This window comes from Paenibacillus sp. FSL K6-3182, from assembly GCF_037976325.1.
Classification (GTDB): domain Bacteria; phylum Bacillota; class Bacilli; order Paenibacillales; family Paenibacillaceae; genus Pristimantibacillus.
Genome location: NZ_CP150265.1, coordinates 1,280,251 through 1,297,497, shown reverse-complemented (window position 1 = coordinate 1,297,497; position 17,247 = coordinate 1,280,251). Strand labels below are relative to the sequence as shown.

At 43.0% G+C, this 17,247-nt stretch carries 14 protein-coding genes and 1 pseudogene; 6 read left to right on the top strand and 9 right to left on the bottom strand.

The window, feature by feature from the left end; genetic code table 11:
• Positions 1–81: 81 nt before the first annotated feature.
• Positions 82–1,047 carry an ATP-binding protein gene (locus tag MHH56_RS05610; protein WP_339207162.1) on the top strand — a complete coding sequence of 322 codons (966 nt, stop codon included), beginning with the start codon at positions 82–84 and terminating at the stop codon, positions 1,045–1,047.
• Positions 1,048–1,074: 27 nt separating this feature from the next.
• Positions 1,075–1,953 carry a tetratricopeptide repeat protein gene (locus MHH56_RS05605; protein WP_339207160.1) on the top strand — a complete coding sequence of 293 codons (879 nt, stop codon included), beginning with the start codon at positions 1,075–1,077 and terminating at the stop codon, positions 1,951–1,953.
• Positions 1,954–2,002: 49 nt separating this feature from the next.
• On the opposite strand, the gene MHH56_RS05600 is transcribed toward MHH56_RS05605, so the two are convergent.
• From MHH56_RS05600 to MHH56_RS05570, 7 genes are all read right to left on the bottom strand, one after another.
• Positions 2,003–3,025 (bottom strand): S-layer homology domain-containing protein, encoded by a 1,023-nt coding sequence (locus MHH56_RS05600; protein WP_339207159.1) that lies wholly within the window; start codon positions 3,023–3,025, stop codon positions 2,003–2,005.
• Positions 3,026–3,190: 165 nt separating this feature from the next.
• Positions 3,191–4,633: a nicotinate phosphoribosyltransferase gene (locus MHH56_RS05595; protein WP_339207157.1), complete on the bottom strand. Its 1,443-nt coding sequence runs from the start codon at positions 4,631–4,633 to the stop codon at positions 3,191–3,193.
• Between the two features lie 138 nt (positions 4,634–4,771).
• The gene (locus MHH56_RS05590) at positions 4,772–5,371 is read right to left on the bottom strand and encodes a response regulator transcription factor (protein ID WP_339207155.1); all 600 of its coding nucleotides are present in this window, start codon (positions 5,369–5,371) and stop codon (positions 4,772–4,774) included.
• A gap of 31 nt (positions 5,372–5,402) precedes the next feature.
• Entirely contained in the window at positions 5,403–6,521 is a 1,119-nt protein-coding gene (locus MHH56_RS05585; protein ID WP_339207154.1) for a sensor histidine kinase, read from the bottom strand.
• Positions 6,522–6,676: 155 nt separating this feature from the next.
• Positions 6,677–7,732: a fatty acid desaturase gene (locus tag MHH56_RS05580; RefSeq protein WP_339207152.1), complete on the bottom strand. Its 1,056-nt coding sequence runs from the start codon at positions 7,730–7,732 to the stop codon at positions 6,677–6,679.
• Positions 7,733–7,979: 247 nt separating this feature from the next.
• Complete coding sequence (locus MHH56_RS05575; protein WP_339207151.1) at positions 7,980–9,212, bottom strand: aminopeptidase; 1,233 nt, start codon at positions 9,210–9,212, stop codon at positions 7,980–7,982.
• 96 nt (positions 9,213–9,308) lie between these two features.
• Positions 9,309–9,914 (bottom strand): TetR/AcrR family transcriptional regulator, encoded by a 606-nt coding sequence (locus MHH56_RS05570; RefSeq protein ID WP_339207148.1) that lies wholly within the window; start codon positions 9,912–9,914, stop codon positions 9,309–9,311.
• A 156-nt stretch (positions 9,915–10,070) separates the two neighbouring features.
• Here MHH56_RS05570 and MHH56_RS05565 point away from each other — a divergent pair, with 156 nt between their 5' ends.
• The 3 genes and pseudogenes from MHH56_RS05565 to MHH56_RS05555 all read left to right on the top strand — a co-directional run.
• On the top strand, positions 10,071–10,958 hold the full coding sequence (locus tag MHH56_RS05565) for an ABC transporter ATP-binding protein (protein ID WP_339207147.1): 888 nt from the start codon (positions 10,071–10,073) through the stop codon (positions 10,956–10,958).
• 23 nt (positions 10,959–10,981) lie between these two features.
• Positions 10,982–11,770: an ABC transporter permease subunit gene (locus MHH56_RS05560; protein WP_339207146.1), complete on the top strand. Its 789-nt coding sequence runs from the start codon at positions 10,982–10,984 to the stop codon at positions 11,768–11,770.
• Between the two features lie 333 nt (positions 11,771–12,103).
• Positions 12,104–12,241: pseudogene (locus MHH56_RS05555) on the top strand (IS3 family transposase); the annotation flags it as partial.
• Between the two features lie 50 nt (positions 12,242–12,291).
• Here the strand turns inward: MHH56_RS05555 and MHH56_RS05550 are convergent.
• Together MHH56_RS05550 and MHH56_RS05545 are read right to left on the bottom strand one after the other, a co-directional pair.
• A complete protein-coding gene (locus tag MHH56_RS05550; protein ID WP_339207145.1) occupies positions 12,292–14,112 on the bottom strand; it encodes a hybrid sensor histidine kinase/response regulator transcription factor in 1,821 nt (606 codons plus the stop codon).
• Between the two features lie 75 nt (positions 14,113–14,187).
• A complete protein-coding gene (locus tag MHH56_RS05545) occupies positions 14,188–14,784 on the bottom strand; it encodes a sensor domain-containing protein (protein ID WP_339207144.1) in 597 nt (198 codons plus the stop codon).
• A 244-nt stretch (positions 14,785–15,028) separates the two neighbouring features.
• Here MHH56_RS05545 and MHH56_RS05540 point away from each other — a divergent pair, with 244 nt between their 5' ends.
• Positions 15,029–17,032, top strand: coding sequence for a serine hydrolase (locus MHH56_RS05540; protein ID WP_339207142.1), 2,004 nt, complete (start codon positions 15,029–15,031; stop codon positions 17,030–17,032).
• Positions 17,033–17,247: the final 215 nt, after the last annotated feature.

The following is a 17,247-nucleotide window of genomic DNA, read 5'->3' as shown; positions in this document are numbered from 1 at the left end:
CATTTCTATATAAAAACACACTGTAAACTCTCAAAATTTGGTACACTAGTAGCAAATTTGTTTTAAAAAAGGATGATGACCATGTCCGATCATAACGACCGTGATGATCTTGCTGATCGACGCCGCAGTAAGCTGAAGGTGCTTCGATTTGATAATAACGGTAAAGATTTAGTTGAATCCGAAAAGCCTGATGAAACCTTTGCGGACGTAGGCGGGCTTGAGGATGTTAAGAAAAAAATACGCATGAATTTCATATTGCCATTGAAGCAGCCTGAGCTGTTTGCAGCCTACGGCAAAGAAGCGGGCGGCAGCCTTCTGCTCTACGGGCCTCCAGGCTGCGGCAAAACCTTTCTTGCGCGAGCGGTTGCTGGAGAAATAGATGCTAATTTCATGCACATTGAGCTGCAAGCTATTCTAGGCATGTACGTCGGTCAAAGCGAAAACAATTTGCATGACATTTTTGAGAAGGCTCGGGAAAATAAACCATGCGTCATCTTTATTGATGAGCTTGACGCGATGGGCGGCAGCCGCAATCAGATGCGTCAACATCATGACCGCATACTCGTCAATCAGCTTCTGATGGAGCTTGATGGACTTCGTACGTACAATGATCAAGTATTTGTCATCGGTGCGACGAATACGCCTTGGTACCTTGACTCCGCGCTGCGCAGACCCGGAAGATTTAATCATATGATTTTTGTACCGCCGCCTGAAGAATCGGAGCGTACAACCATCCTGCAGCTAAAGCTAGCTGGAAAGCCGCTTTCCTCGCTTGATTTAAATAAAATCTCGAAGGAGACCAAACATTTCTCAGGAGCGGATCTGGAGCAAATCGTGAAGGATGCCGTTGAGAGCGCACTGGAGCGTACACTCGATATTGGAGAAATTCAGCCCATATCTCAGGACGATTTGAAAAAAGCTGCGAAAAACCGAAAGGCGACCACTCTCGATTGGTTTGCCACAGCCAAAAACTATGCTACGTTCAGCGATATTAATCAGGACTATCAAATCGTTCTCGATTATATGAAACAAAGCGGTTTGAAATAAATCCGATATAGCGAGGTAGACATAGTTATGATGGAAATAGAAGAAGAAATGACCAGTAAACGATACGAGCGAATACAACAGCTCATGGGTTGGAAAAAGTTTAAGGAAGCTTCTGTTGAGGCGCTTGCGCTAATTCAGGATACTCCAGAGGACCCCTATGCCTATGCACTGTTCGGGCAAGTTAGTCTATACATGGATAATCTGGATCAAGCCCTTCACTGGACCGAACAATCGCTTCAACGTGACCCGGAAAATGAATTAGCCTGGTTTGTTCGCAGCAATGCTTTTTATTCGATGGAAAATTGGAAAGCAGCCTTGGAATCGATTGCCGAAGGACAGCGAATTGATCCTTATGAACCACATTATTATTTCTTGCTGGCTAACATATACAATAAAACGAGAAGGTATGAAGAAGCCCGGGATTTGCTATTGAAAGGACTTGAAATCTCTCCTGAAAATTCATTGTATCTCGCTAATTTAAGCTATAACGAAGCGTTGTTGAATCATTTTGCCGAATCAAAAATGCTGGCTAATCAAGCTTTGCGGCTTGATGTCGAGTCTGATATGGTTTACTTATATTTGGCATGGTCAGCAGAAAGACGGAACGATTACGATGATTATCTGCTCATGCTCAAGAACGCGATTAGATTAGATCCTGAAGACAAACAAATTCGTCAGGAGTTTCTCGAAGGACTGCAAAAAAATTATAAATTTTATCGTATCATGCTTTTGCCGGGAAATATCTTGAAAAAGCTAAAGCCCTGGCAGGTTCTTCTCATTTGGATTGTGATTTGGATTGTCTTTAAGCCGCTCGTTATATTATTTATTATTCTTTATGTCGCGACGCACTGGATTACAAGGCTGCTCGTGCATGTAAAAGTGTTTGGCTGGAAACGAAGAAGGTGAGCAGCTTGTGCTCACCTTCTTTTTCACTCAAATCGATGCCATGCCTATATTATTTAAGCACAATATCCAGCCTCATAATCGTTATATAAGCTTGTTGACGCGTATACGTGCCTTTTGGGCTAAATTTATTGTTTCCAATGCCTTTCATGACATCATGCATCGACACAAAATCAACGCTCGGCTTAGCCCAGCTTGCTATGATGCTGTTGTCTGCAAATGCCGAAGCGTCAGCTGGAACCTTATAGCCAAGCACCTTGGCTGTGTTCGTAAGCATGACCGCTGCTTCTTGCCTCGTGATGCTTCCGCTCGGATCAAACTTCCCATTTCCTTTACCTTTGACGATACCCATCAAATAAGCAGCTACTACTTCTTTAACCTTCGTATCCGTAAATGGATTATCGCTCAGGACAACTTGTTTTTCTGCTAAAATTTCATCAATCGTTTGGCTTTTCTCCACTTCAAGCAGTCTAATAATAATTTTCGCAAAATCTGCACGTGTGATTAGCTTCTTGTAGTTGTTTTGCAGCTCCGCTGGAATGAGCCCGGCTGATATCGCTTCATCTACCTCTATCTTTGCCCAAGCATCAGGTTGATCGCCTACTGCTGCACTCGTGTCAATCTTAAAGAAGTAGCTTGCCCTGTCGCCTGTTGCCTCATCTAAGATGAACAATTCATAATAGGGAACGCCATACTCAAAGGTTACTGTTCCCGTCGTATTAGCGGGTAAAGCATTTACGAGCTCCTTCTTGCCGTTTATCGTCCAAGGTACTGGACTCGAAACCAAAACACCATTTACCAAGCTATAACCAAATACAACAACGCTAGTATCAACCTTTGCTGTATAGTTAAGAACTGCTTTTTCTGGAACGAGAATCGAAGTAATTGTAACATCCTTATATACATCTCCTAGATCGTTGAACGTTAGCGTCTCTTTCACTTCGCCCGATTTCTTCGAAATCGAATATGTATACTTATCCTTCGAAATCTCAGCTGCAGCAGCTGGCATTACGAATGAAAACGTCATTAAGCAGATTGTCAGCCATATCAAAACAGCTTTTTCCCTTCTTTTCATACCAGTACCTCCATGTTTAATGAAATGTATCTGCTATTAATTCAACAATACCAGTGGATTTCCCTTCATTTTCGACAAAACCGCTGCTTATAAAACCTATACAATAAATAGCAAAAGACATTTGTGCACTTACAGTGCGGCAAATGTCCTTCATTCATACTGTTGCTATTGTTGGTGCTTCTGTATCAATTCCCGCTTTAGCTCCCACGTCGCTTCACTTAAATTAACGCGGTACGCTTCCGCATTGAGCTTACGCAAATATTGCGGCCAAAATAGTTCAAATTGTCCCTTATGATAGCTTCGAATTTGATCTAAGCTCGGCATATCATATACTAATTCGCCATCTACAAAAATCGGCTTTAATAATGTTATCGCCTCATAATGAGTAATAAATTTATGGATATAAGAATGAACTGGGTCAAACAGTTTAATTCGCTCTCCCCTGTTTACATGCTGCTCATCTCTCAGCGTAATATAATCTGCTTCTGCTTTTCCAGTTGATGTGTTAATGATTCGGTAAAGCTGCTTGAAACCCGGTGTCGATATCTTCTCTGGATTAGCTGAAATTTTGATAACCGGCTCGTAACTGCCGTTTTTCTCACGCGCAACAAGCTTGTACACACCCCCGAGTGAAGGCTGATCCGCTGCGGTAATCAGCTTCGTACCGATACCCCATACATCAATCTTTGCGCCTTGCGACTTTAGGTTAGAAATAATAGCTTCGTCCAAGTCACTGGAGGCAACGATATTCACATAAGGCAGGCCAGCTTCATCGAGCATTTTCCGCGCCATTTGTGATAAATACGCTAAATCGCCGCTATCAAGGCGGATCGCATTCATTCGTTTACCCTGGCTCTCTAGCATATGGGCGATCTTAATCGCGTTGGGAACTCCGCTTTTGAGCGTGTTGTACGTATCTACCAGCAGAGTTACATAGTCAGGCAGCGATTCCGCATAAGCTCGAAATGCTTCCTCCTCCGTATCATGCCCCTGCACCCAAGAATGGGCATGCGTGCCTTTGGCAGGAATGCCAAACAGCATGCCAGCCCTCATATTAGACGTCGCATGGAAGCCCGCAATATAAGTAGCTCTTGCTCCCCAAACCGCTGCATCTGCCTCTTGCGCACGCCTCGTTCCGAACTCAAGCAATACGTCATCTGGAGCAACCTGCTTAATTCGAGCAGCCTTCGTCGCGATCAACGTCTGATAGTTCATCATATTGAGGATAGCCGTTTCTATGAGCTGTGCTTCAAATACGCGTGCCTCAACGCAGAACAATGGTTCATTCGCAAAAACGAGCGTTCCTTCCTCTACCGAATAAATATTGCCTGTAAACCTGAAGCTACGCAGCTCATCAAGAAACTCCTCTTTGTAGTTCTCTTCTTGCGTACGCAAATATGTAATTTCCTCTTCTCCGAAATGAAGAGATTGAATGTATTCCACAATTCTCTCCAAACCTGCGAATACAGCAAAGCCGTTATTAAAGGGAAGCTTTCGGAAATACGCCTCGAATACAACCCTCTCATCTTTGCTTCCTTGCAGCCAATGCGCGTACATCATATTTATTTGGTACTTATCTGTATGAAGTGTCAAATTTGTATAACTCATCCCATTAACTCCCTTCCCTAGTACTCTCTCCAATACCCGTTCCTTTAACTCTTGAAAACAAAAAAAGCGCCGTTGAGATCGAATAACTCCGCTCAATAACGCATCATATTTTCACTTCGGTGCTCTTGTACTGGTACATTATTTGAACCAGCCCTTTTCTTTAAACCGAGTAATTGCCTCGATGCGGTTGCTGACGTCAAGCTTATCAAGAATGACAGATATATAGTTGCGAACGGTACCTGTCGTAATAAACAGCTCGCTTGCAATTTCCTTCGTGTTTTTCCCGTCTGCTACGAGCACAAGCACTTCCTTCTCACGCTCTGTTAACGGATTTTCTTGTCCGTATGCCTCATCTACAAGCTCCGATGCGAAGATCCGTCGTCCAGCCATCACGCTGCGAATCGAATTTGCAAGCTCCTCGCTTGGGCTGTCCTTGAGCAAATAGCCGCTAACTCCCGCTTTGAGAGCACGCTCAAAGTAACCGGATCTTGCAAATGTCGTCAAAATAATGACCTTGCAGCCCTGTCCCTTCAGCTCCTCAGCAGCATCAAGCCCAGTCTTGGCCGGCATTTCAATATCCATAATACAAATATCAGGCTTGTGCTCATGCACAAGACTTATGGCATGTTCTCCATTGCTTGCTCTTCCGACGACCTTCATATCCTCTTCCAAGTCAAGCAAGGAAGCGAGGGCGCCCAGCAGCATGCGCTGATCCTCGGCAATGACGATTCTGATCATATTATCCCTCAATCCCCTTTTCAGCTAATCATTACATTTGTTTAATAACGTTTGGCACTTTAATAATGAGCGTCGCTCCATCATTCGAAATGATATCTAGGCTTCCATTCACGAACTCAAGACGCTCCTTCATGCCTTGAAGACCATGGCCTCCATAGTTTCTAGCTTCCTCAGGAATTCCTACACCATTGTCCTGCACCTTCAGCAACAGCTCTGTACGCGATGACTGAATCGTTACGGTGCACGTCGTTGCTCCGCTGTGCTTGACAACATTCGTTACCGCTTCCTTCAAACACATGCTGAGAACATTTTCAGTGAGCAAATTCGCAGTACCAAGCTTCAATTCTCCCACGAGCTCGAATTCAATTTCGGCAGCCTTCAAAATCTGCTTTACCCGAAACATTTCATCCTCAATTCTCGTCCCGCGCATCTGCGTAACCATTTCCCGCACTTCTTTAAGCGCGGTTCTCGCCGTCTGGCGAACATCATTGATTTCCGCTTGGGCTTGCGCTGGGTTCTTGACCATCAGCTTGCCGGCGAGGTCGCTCTTCAAACCGATTAGCGACAGCTTCTGTCCCAGCGTATCATGCAAATCACGTGCGATTCGCTGCCTCTCCTCAAGCTTTACAAGTTCCGATATCCGCTTATTCGCGTCCTCAAGCTGCCCTTCGAGCTGCCCCTGCTTGTTTTTGTTGTACGTGTTGAAGGGAAGCAGAATAACGACGATGAGACTGATGAGTATGAACGGAAACTGTGTAAAAAACAACGTGTTCTGTGTAGCAAATCCGTAATTGACCGTTACGAACGTACTGACAATATGAATCGTATACAAAGTAAAAAATCCAGCTCGATTCTGAATATGTCCGATAAAAAAAGCTAGAAATATCGAAAAATAAACATAACTGAACAATAAGGTCATCGCAATCGATATAATAATTTGCACACTGGTCCAGAAATACACTAGCCAGCCCTTAGACACAAACGATAGCCGGTAACAAATAAAAAACAAAATAATCATGATGATACCGGATACGGCTTCATAAGGGGAAGACGAACGAAAAATAAAATAAAAAGGCAAAATACAGAAGACGACCCACACATATGGGCTTAGACCTGTGTTTTTCTGAAAAATCTGATACCACTTGTTCATGGTCGTCCATCCTTTATCCCATGCCATACGATGGTGATGATTATTTTATAATCATTTTAGCATATACAACATTTCAAGTATTTATTTTCCTTGATGCTGTATGCACTAGAAGCCAGCCTGTAAGGGCATGGCTTCTGGTGTATGTTTAAATGGAGTTATTTAAATTTCAAGCTTGCTTGTGTAGCTTTTATTTTCTCAGATGATGCTTTTGCTTTACGAAGACGATGCTTGATCCCTTTGAAGCTGACAAATTTTTTGTCTGATTCATCCCAAAGACGGAACTGGAGCGATTCTAAGCTTTCGCTGATCGTAATCGTCGTCGCTTTGTGAAGCGGCGGCGTTGCATTATGCGCTTTTTCCAAGTTATAGTTCGGAACCTTTGGGCTCAAATGATGAACGTGGTGGAAGCCGATGTTGCCTGTAATCCATTGCAGCACTTTAGGCAGCTTGTAGTAAGAGCTTCCGTCAACGGCAGCTTTCACATAACTCCACTCGTCTTCATTTTCAAAATAAGAATCCTCAAATTGATGCTGTACATAAAACAACCATATGCCGAGCAGACCCGATACAAAAAACACAGGACCTTGAACAAGCAGGAATGCTTGCCAACCGATTGCCCAGATAAGCAGCGCGTAAGAGCCTACGATCAAAGCATTTGTTAAATAAGTGTTCATCCGTTCCTTGCGTCTAGCACCTTTAATATTAAAGCGGTATTGAATAAGGAAAACACCGATTGGACCAAGTCCAAACATAACTAGCGGATGACGATACATACGATATGCAAACCGGCGCATAAGCGGCGCTGCTGCGTATTCTTCCACCGTTAAAATCCACAAATCGCCAACGCCCCGTTTATCGAGGTTGCTGCTTGTTGCGTGATGGATAGAATGTGAATTTTTCCACTGTCTATAAGGGACAAGCGTAATGACGCCTGTAATTGTACCTATGATATCGTTTGCTTTTTTGCTTTTGAAAAACGATCCGTGACAACAGTCATGAAAGATGATGAATGTACGAATGACGAAACCAGAAGTAAGCAGCACCAACGGAGCAGTAAGCCAGTACGATATGGAAAGACTATAGTAAGAGGCATACCAGAGCAGAACGAGTGGCACTAAGGTGTTAATAAGCTGTCTGATACTCGACTTTAAATCCGTTTTCTCAAATGGGGCAACTTCTTTTTTCAAGTGAGCATGTTTAAGCTCTGTCATCGCATTTTCCTCCTCAATATGACGCTTGGAGAGTATCCCGGACGTCTAACGCAGTATTCTAACTTTATTGTAAAGAAAACTGTCAGGTCATTGTAGTCATAAACGTCAATACGATGGCATGACATTTGTCATATAGCCATCTGGGAAGTTGTCTTATTTATGTAAAAGAACCCATAAAACAGAAAGAAGCTACCCGGGAAGAAGCATTCGCTTCTTCCCGGGTAGCTTCTTTATTTGCTAACCCTAATTAAATAGCCCAATTTCCTTTACGGAAAATAGGGACAACCTTTCCATCCTTCGTGATGCCATCGATATCCATTTCAGCTGAGCCGATCATAAAATCATTATGCGTGATGCTGGCATTTACGCCATTCTCAGCAAGCTCTTCAGGTGACATCGACTTGCCGCCCTCAATATTGAAAGCATAACCGCTGCCGATTGCCAGGTGATTAGATGCATTCTCATCAAACAACGTATTATAGAACAAGATGTTGGACTGTGAAATCGGTGACTCATGCGGAACGAGCGCAACCTCGCCTAGGTAATGCGCGCCATCATCAATGTCTACGAGCTTCTGCAAGATGTCTTGCCCTTCTTCAGCCTCTACCTTCACAATACGTCCGGCTTCAAACGTCAGCTTGAAACGATCGATAATGTTGCCGCCATAGCTTAGCGGCTTCGTGCTGGATACATAACCGTTTGCGCCTGTTTTTAGCGGAACTGTAAACACTTCCTCGGTCGGCATATTCGCCATGAAAGGAATGTTGTTAATGTTCGTGCTGCCTGCAGCGACCCAAATATGCTTCTCTGGCAATTCAATCGTAAGATCCGTGCCAGGAGCCGTATAATGCAATTTGTGAAAACGGTTCTGGTTGAGCGTCTCGCCCTTGCTGTGAAGGTTCGCATTATGCTCTTCCCACGCTTTGACAGGGTTCTCAGCATGCAAACGAACCGATTCAAAAATAGCTGTCCACAGCTTTTGGGCCGCTTCCTCTTCCCCTGCATCCGGGAATACCTTCGCTGCCCATTGCTTGCTCGCTGCAGCAACTACTGTCCAGCTCACCTTATCCGATTGAATAGCTCTGCGGAACTCCTGCAAGCCTTGGCCAGATGCCTTCTGGAAGCTGGAAATACGTCCTGAATCGATGCCTTTCAGCAAATCTGGGCTTGATGAAACGATGGAGATAAATGCTGCTCCGCGTTCCACAAAGGAGTTGCGTTTTGCCGTTTCCCATTCGGGGTAACGCGCAAATACTTCGTCTGCTGCTTGCTCATATTTTAATCTGGACAATGAATCGTCAGTCCATTCCACATGGACGTTGCTCGCGCCTGCTTCATAGGCTTTGCCGGCTACAAGTCTAACGAGTGCTGCTTGATCGACAGCTCCTGTAACGAATACCTCTTGGCCCTGCTGTACGTTCACTCCAATTTTTACAATCAACTCTGCATACGTATCTAAATGATGTTCAAATCCACTCATGATCTCGTATTCTCCCTTCATTCATACCTCTATGTACAAACATGCTGCAGCCTAAATTGTATCGAATATACAAGCCCATAGTCAAATAACATGGACCTACGAATTAGACTCTGGTTCAGAGCTGCAAATACCATAAAAGAAGAGATGAATAAACTCATCAAGAAAATCGTCTACTTGTTCGCTTTGCTGCGCCAAATCAAGGAACATGTGGGATTGCGCTTTTAGCATATTGATATAAGCGATAATGGTCGGAGTCGAAACCTTCTTCGAGATCTCGCCCTTCCTTTTCCCTTCTTCTACAAATTGTACGACGAGCGGCATTCCCTTTGTTCGATAAAGCTCTTCAATATATTGATTCGTTTCGTCATCAATCAGGAACTGTGTGAAAAATTCAGGAGTAAAGGCGCGATAAGCTTCCTTATCTACAAAAACGATATATTGAATGATCTCCTTTAAGGAGTGATCACCTTGAATGAATGTTTCAAAATCGGTAATGCTCTTATCAATAAATTGTTTGAACACCTCGCTAAGCAGTGCTTCCTTACTGCCGAAATAATTGTAAATCGTCACTTGAGATACTTCAGCTTCCGCTGCAATATCGGCGATTCGTATTTTTTTTGGCTCCCACGTCTTGAGCATGTCTAAAACCGTCTTCTTAATCTTCTCCTTGATTAATTCCTTCCTTCTCTCGAAACCGTTCATACTGCCTCCTGCAATCAAGTCTATTTTAATTCAATGAAATTATAGCACATCTATATTTCATAACCCATTGACTTCTAACCCTAACGAAATTATCATAAATAATGAAATCAAATAATAAAATAATTTCATAATTACAAATGCGGGGTGCAGCGGTATATGTTAATCGTTGAGGGGCTGACTAAGCTTTTTCGGAATGGCCGCGGCATTACAGATGTGTCATTCACGGTAAACAAAGGTGAAGTGTTCGGTTTTTTGGGCCCTAATGGTGCAGGCAAATCGACGACTATTCGTCACATTATGGGTTTTATGAAGCCGGATCATGGACGCGTATCCATAAAGGGACTCGATACCTGGGCGAAACAAGGAACGGTGCAGAAGTTTGTTGGCTATTTGCCTGGGGAAATCGCTTTTATCGAAGGAATGACAGGAAAAGCTTTCCTTGAATTTCTCTCCTCTATGCAGAGAGTGGACAGCTCAGCCAAACGCCGGAGCCTAATCGAACGGCTGCAATTCGACGTCAACACGCCGATTCGGAAGATGTCCAAAGGCATGAAGCAAAAAGTCGGAATTGTCGCCGCATTCATGCATGATCCCGAATTAATCATTCTCGATGAACCTACCTCCGGTCTCGATCCTCTCATGCAGCAGACATTTATTGAGCTTGTTCTCGAAGAGAAGGCGAAAGGAACGACCTTTCTGATGTCTTCCCATAGCTTTACCGAAATCGAGCGAACCTGCGACCGCGCCGCCATAATAAAGGACGGGAAAGTGATGACCGTCAAAAACATACATGAGCTTCAGTCCATGCAGCGCAAGCTGGTTGAGATTGTTTTCGAGCAAGCCACAGATGCTCATCTGTTCGTGTTATCGGGCACAGTGCCTATCGAATCACACGATGGCAGACGGGTCACAGTCGCCGTGCAGGGCAATTATAACGAGCTGATTCGAGAGACGGCCAAATACCCTATTCGCAGTCTCGATATCACCGCACAAAATCTTGAGGACGTATTCATGCACTATTATGACCGGAAGGAGCTCGCCTGATGAACGCTCCCCTTTTCAAACAAATGATGAAGATCAATCTTAAAGGAATAAGCAACTACGCCTTCGGCTCGGCCTTCTATATTTTGCTCATGTTCTGGCTGTATCCCGGCATCGCGCAAAACACAGGAGCACTTAACGAGCTTATGTCGGCTCTGCCCGAGGGAATCGTCAATGCTTTTGGCGTTCAATCCGGCTTCGGGAGCATGGAGGCCTTCATCTCTGGAGAGTATTACGGACTCATTTTGCCTCTTCTGCTCTCTATATTCAGCATCATGCTGTCTACGGGCCTAATGGCAAGGCTGGTGGATCAAGGCTCCATGGCTTATCTGCTGTCCACACCGACATCTCGACAGCGTATCGCCGTAACGCAAGCAAGTGTACTCGTCGCTGGACTGCTGCTGATTATGATCGTTACGACAGCTGCTGGTTTTATTGGCTATGCCTTGTTTATCGGTGATCGATACGAATTTGACGGTTCCCGCTTCATTTTATTGAATGTCATCGCATGGATGCTGTTCTTCGCAATAGGCGGCATTTCCTTCTTCATTTCTGCTCTCTCCAGCGACGAGAAGAAAGCACTAGGCATCTCGGGGGTTACTACGTTTGGCATGTTCGGATTCGATATGCTCGGCAAAATCAGCGAGAATATAGAATGGCTCCGTTTCGTCTCCCTCTTTTCATTATATAGGCCGAGTGAACTCGCGAGCGGCGGCGGTAACCCGATACTAGCCTCGGTCATTCTCTTTTTGATCGGTCTTGCTGGCTTTATGGCAGGCATCATCACATTCAGCAAACGAGATTTGCCATTGTAATGCCTCATTAAGTATTGATACAAGCAAAAAAAAGAGGAAGCCCGACTTTAAACTGGTACCTATAGACTGGATACTTTTAAAAAAGGTGTTCAGGCTGTGGGTACCTTTTTGTATACTGGAGTAAGTAACGGAGGGATTTCGTGAGTAAGAACGAGAAATCTTTGAGACAAACGGATTTAATGTAGAGGTAATTGGAATAAAACGTGTAGAGCAATGTGCTAACTGTTGGAAGAAAGCCTATGAAACGCTGGGATTATTGGATTGGCCGACTCTCGTAAAGAGAGTTCTCGACGTCCTCTAAAAAGGGAACTAACGCAAGATGAAGTCATGGGCAAAGCCAAACTCGAACACCGAACCTTCCCTAACAAACTCCAAAGGGATTTCAAGCAGGGTGTTCCAGGGCTTGTTTTACTTACCGAAATCACCTATCTTCCATACGGACGCACAGAGATCGCCTATTTATCGACCATCTTCTTTTTTAACCCTAGTATTAGATCCCGTTATTAAATACCAACAACCATTCAATTCACTTTTAGAAAACCAGCTGCAACTACCTTTTGAACGGCCTCTTCACGATTACGTACATCCAACTTAAGGTATGCGGAAGAAGCATAGTTGCGTACTGTCCCGTCGGATAAATAGAGTTTTGAAGCTATCGTTTTGTAACGAAGTCCTTGTGCAACTAGCTGTAATATTTCAAGTTCTCTGGCTGTTAGGTCATATGATTCCATTACAACCTTACTATCATGCTCGGTGATTGAACTACCCCTTTCCTCAAGCATCACTTCTGACTCGCCAAACAATTGATTAGATATAAATGGAGCAATAATCGTTCCTCCACGATAGACGAGACGTATCGTTTCAGCTAGCTCGCGTGGCTCCATAGACTTTAATAAATATCCATCTGCACCACTTCTCAGCACTTCCTTTGCTTTTTCCTTATCCTGAAAAGTAGTAAGAATAAGAACGCGGACAGCTGGCCAATTCTGTTTGATCAACTTAGTTGCTTCTATTCCGTCTCTATTCGGCATATCCAAATCCATTAGAACGACATGCGGCTGTAACTGCTCGCAATATTCTGTAGCCTTTACCCCATCTTCAGCCATTCCAACGACAAGCAAATCACGCTGACCTTCTAACAACGTTTTTAGACTTTCTCTTATGAAAGGTTGGTCATCAACTACTAACAATCGTATCATCTCGTTTGGCTGTGCCGTTTGCCTTGGTAACGTACACGTAACGACTGTGCCTTCACCAACTTCAGAATAGATTGACACTTGACCTTGAAGATTGCTTGCACGTTCTTTCATCGCCCTCAGTCCGAATCCATCCTGTAACACCGCTGTCCCAAGACCGTTATCTTGAACTTCAAGCCTTGTTTGTTGCTCCTCAAATTGAAGAAGGACAACAAGCTCTGTAGCTTGACCATGTCGTACAGCGTTTGTTAAAGATTCTTGTAAGCAACGATAAAGAGTCGTATGAGCTAGTTTAGTTATCGTTGTTTCTTCCCCCAATGTTCGAAAACGGACGACAACGTCAGAATTGAATTGAAATTCATCTACAAGTCCCTTCAAAGCTTCAACCAATGTTAATCGATCATGCGGTGTTTCTAGTTGATGTACAAACCCTCTGCCTTCATCCATACTTTTGCGTGCTAAGCGCAACAAAGCCTCTAGCTTTGTTTGACCCTCACTAGTCATAAGTTCCGTTCGAAGCGTCTCTAAACCCATAATGATGGACGCATAGGAATGGCCTAACGTATCGTGCAAGTCTTTCATAAGACGGCTGCGTTCTTCGCTTATAGTTACTTTCTCAATTTGAGATATATACTGCTCTAGTACTGCATTTTGATTACGAATAATTCCATTCTGCCGATGATTGACAACAAGTAGATGAAAAGCAAACCCAATTGTATAAGCAAGTCCTATATCTATAATCAAATCCAATAACACATGGTGCTCGGCAGCCGCATTAATGACAAGTGGAATAGCGAGAACCGTAATTGGGGCCGACCATCGATAAGATTGTTTTGCGCTGTTGGCTGCGATCATAAAGGCAGGTATCAAAAAAGTCGTATAAGCTTCAGGGAAGATCATACTTAAATATAAACTTATACCTCCAGAAAGTACCATTTCAGATACAAGATAATAGTTATAGTTAAACAGCAAACTAAGCCACGGGATAGAAAATGAGATAATCTGCCAAATTATCATTCCCCAAATCGGTATCGTTAATTGAGCTTGCTCATCTACCATTGCGGACATGACAGAAACACTAGCCAAAATCCGAAATAGAAGCAATATCCAATCATACCAAAACCATTGTTTGACTACATCAAACATGTGTAGCACCTCACCTAAACTTCATCCTTATTATACATAATAGTATAGAGTATTCACTCTCCTGACGCATCCTGTTTACGCAGAATCGCCAGATATCGCCCTAACCATGTATCGTGTATATCCTCCAATTGCTTGCGTGATACCTTTTCCTAACCACGCGCCAAAAAAGATAAGTACAATACCTGCTAACATAATGATTAAAGAATGTTCCAACGTATCAATCGTCATAAACATTATTTGAATATTCACGAATGGAACAAGTAAAGGCGCTGCAATAAAGGCAAGCGGCACAATATATAATATGACAGCGCAAAAAAGACTTATCCAGCCTACGACCAGCTTTAGCATTAACCAAAAAATAGCATTCCAGTTGCGTTGATCTAGAAGCTCTCGCTTAGCTTGAACCCATAACGATCCTTCCACTAGTAGTTCCACATCTTCCAACTCTATTGTTAGATCAGTATAAATTTTGGTTTGTGTACGTTCATATCGGACGAACTTCCGTGCTGAACGCATAACAAACGTTAATATCGGTATCCCAATTACCGTGAACGACATACCTAATCCAAATGTTAGAGTCACTAAATAGAAGCAAAAATAAAATAGACCTGAAATAAAAGTAAAGAACAAAAAGATTACATTTTGCAGGTTGTTTAACAATAGCTTTTTCAAAAGAAATGCACCTCCAGAGTTTTGTAATGCCCTTATATCCTCTGCAGTTTAAACGTCAAACCCTCTCTATTCCTAGTGTCAAAACGTCATATGACATGTAACATTGTTTATCTTAAGCAAGGAAACGAAAGGGATGACATAAGGTAACTTGTTAGAATGACACTCTTTTTGTGATACTCGTGAAGCAGTGTTATCCGTTTGACTTGTACGCTAGCCAACTACAAACACATAAGGAGAATGAATAGTGAATAACAAATTTCGCAAGGTCAGTATCGTCGCTTTACTTTCATTTACAACTATATTTACAGCCTGCACGGCGCCCGTTTCCAATCGAGATACTAGTCCAGTCGCATCTCAGATATCGAATGAGGTCAGCACAAATATTAAGTTAAACCCACAAGAAATTGAGGACTTTATTGATCCTGTATTTGAAAATATGATGGAAAAATACAACGTGAATGGATCCAATTTTGTCGTTGTTCAAGATGGTAAAGTGCTCGTCAATAAAGGGTATGGCTTTGCAGACAAAGAAAAGGAAATTGCTGTAGATAAAGATACTGTGTTTCAAATCGCATCTGTTTCAAAAACATTTACTGCTTTAGCTGCACTGCAACTCGTAGAAGGTGGGAAAATGGAGCTAGATCGAGATATTCAAGACTATCTCGGGGGAATGAAAGTACCTAACAAAACAAATACTCCGCTTACGTTATACAATTTGTTGACTTACACAGCAGGATTTGATTACCCGGATAAATCCCTCTTTTTAGACCCTAAATATGTCGATCAAGATATTCCGATGAAGGACTTTATGACAGAAAATATGCCTACAGTTGTTCGAAAACCTGGCGAAGCTTATACGTATGACAATTTTGCTTTTTTATTGGCTGGCTATGCGATTCAAAACGTAAGCGGTAAATCATACCCGCAGTATATGGAAGACAATGTGTTTAAACCGTTAGGGATGAATTCTACAAGCTCTCGATTTACGCCCGAGTTGCTGGGTAGAATGGCCACACATTATGGACCGGATGGCAAACCTCATTCAGTATCTGGACATGCACCGACCGATGGCCCACATGGCAGTATTTTGTCAACGGGTGAAGATATGGCAAAATATTTAATCATGTTTCAGCAGGAGGGAACAGTTAACGGCAAGAAGATCATTAATGAAAAAACTGCGGAACAGATGCAAACCTACGCAGTATTTGCAGACAAATCAATTCCTATGACTACAGTTGGCGGGTTTGAGGGTTATCGCAATGATATTATGAATGGCCACCATGTTGTACTGAAAGGCGGGAACCTGCCTGGTCATCAGTCCTTGATTGTGCTGTTGCCGGAGAAAAACGTTTCCTTCTACATGTCCTATAATAATGATACGATGATGAGCTTAGAGGTATATGAAGCATTTATGGATCAGTATTTCCCTGACGAGAGAGAAGTAGAACAACCGAAGTACATTCCACTAAGCGAGAAGGATGCGGAGCAATATGTTGGATCTTATTTGAACACAAGATTCTTTTTCTTGAATTCCAACTTCACTTACGGGGATGGCAACCTCATTATGGAGACAGGAACCAGTGGCAAACACACGTTAAAAATGATTCACCCACTGTTGTTTGAAGATGAAGCAGGCAACAAATTAGCTTTCAAAAAAGATCATCAGGGTCAGATTGAATATTTTTATTATACAAATCCCAATGGTCTTGATTTTGGTTCTGATGCGCGTAAGGTTCATATTAAGCCAGCATTCAATGATGTCCCTAATGATAGTGCATATTCGTCGTACATTAACAATTTACATGCGCGTGATGTCCTATTTGCCAAAGAGGGCAATAACTTTGAGCCAAGAGGCACAATGACACAAGGCGAGTTTATGGAGGTCCTTATGATTGCTCATGGCTGGCATAGTTTTCCTGATATGATTGAAGGTCACAAGAAGCAAATGATAACTGGTATTCCTGATGTTGATAGAAATGCAGTCATTACAAGACAAACAGCTGCAACTATGATTCAAAATTTAAAACAAGCTAAGCTTGAGCGAGACATTAAGCTTACTGACGACACTGCTCCATGGGCTGTTGAAGGAATTAAAGCACTTATTTCCCAAGGCATTGCAGATCCCGATACAAAAGTAAACGAGGACGGTTCAGTTGACTTCCGTTCGCAAAAACCACTGCTTCGCCAAGAAGCAAGTGCCTTACTTGATCTTGCATTTGGATATTATGCTCTGCCACGTACACCTTAAGAAACAAATGTAACGATAATAATAGCGAAAAGGAGATGATTCCTCTGTGATCCATACGGAGTAGTAATTATCTCTTTTTATTCCCACCTGCTCTATTTCTCATTCATATACTTCACCCGCATAGAACTCAATGACATCGGACCAGCATAAAAGAATCGCCATTCGTTATCGCTCGTGGATCAGCAATATCTGGTCCAGATCACTTCGAGCTTCCT

Bases quoted from the DNA above. Each gene is read 5' to 3' on its own strand.
- MHH56_RS05570 (WP_339207148.1), bottom strand. From the start codon at position 9,914: ATGAACGGTTTCGAGAGAAGGAAGGAATTAATCAAGGAGAAGATTAAG.
- MHH56_RS05550 (WP_339207145.1), bottom strand. From the start codon at position 14,112: ATGTTTGATGTAGTCAAACAATGGTTTTGGTATGATTGGATATTGCTT.
- MHH56_RS05595 (WP_339207157.1), bottom strand. From the start codon at position 4,633: ATGAGTTATACAAATTTGACACTTCATACAGATAAGTACCAAATAAAT.
- MHH56_RS05605 (WP_339207160.1), top strand. From the start codon at position 1,075: ATGATGGAAATAGAAGAAGAAATGACCAGTAAACGATACGAGCGAATA.
- MHH56_RS05575 (WP_339207151.1), bottom strand. From the start codon at position 9,212: ATGAGTGGATTTGAACATCATTTAGATACGTATGCAGAGTTGATTGTA.
- MHH56_RS05580 (WP_339207152.1), bottom strand. From the start codon at position 7,732: ATGACAGAGCTTAAACATGCTCACTTGAAAAAAGAAGTTGCCCCATTT.
- MHH56_RS05560 (WP_339207146.1), top strand. From the start codon at position 10,982: ATGATGAAGATCAATCTTAAAGGAATAAGCAACTACGCCTTCGGCTCG.
- MHH56_RS05600 (WP_339207159.1), bottom strand. From the start codon at position 3,025: ATGAAAAGAAGGGAAAAAGCTGTTTTGATATGGCTGACAATCTGCTTA.
- MHH56_RS05565 (WP_339207147.1), top strand. From the start codon at position 10,071: ATGTTAATCGTTGAGGGGCTGACTAAGCTTTTTCGGAATGGCCGCGGC.
- MHH56_RS05585 (WP_339207154.1), bottom strand. From the start codon at position 6,521: ATGAACAAGTGGTATCAGATTTTTCAGAAAAACACAGGTCTAAGCCCA.
- MHH56_RS05590 (WP_339207155.1), bottom strand. From the start codon at position 5,371: ATGATCAGAATCGTCATTGCCGAGGATCAGCGCATGCTGCTGGGCGCC.
- MHH56_RS05610 (WP_339207162.1), top strand. From the start codon at position 82: ATGTCCGATCATAACGACCGTGATGATCTTGCTGATCGACGCCGCAGT.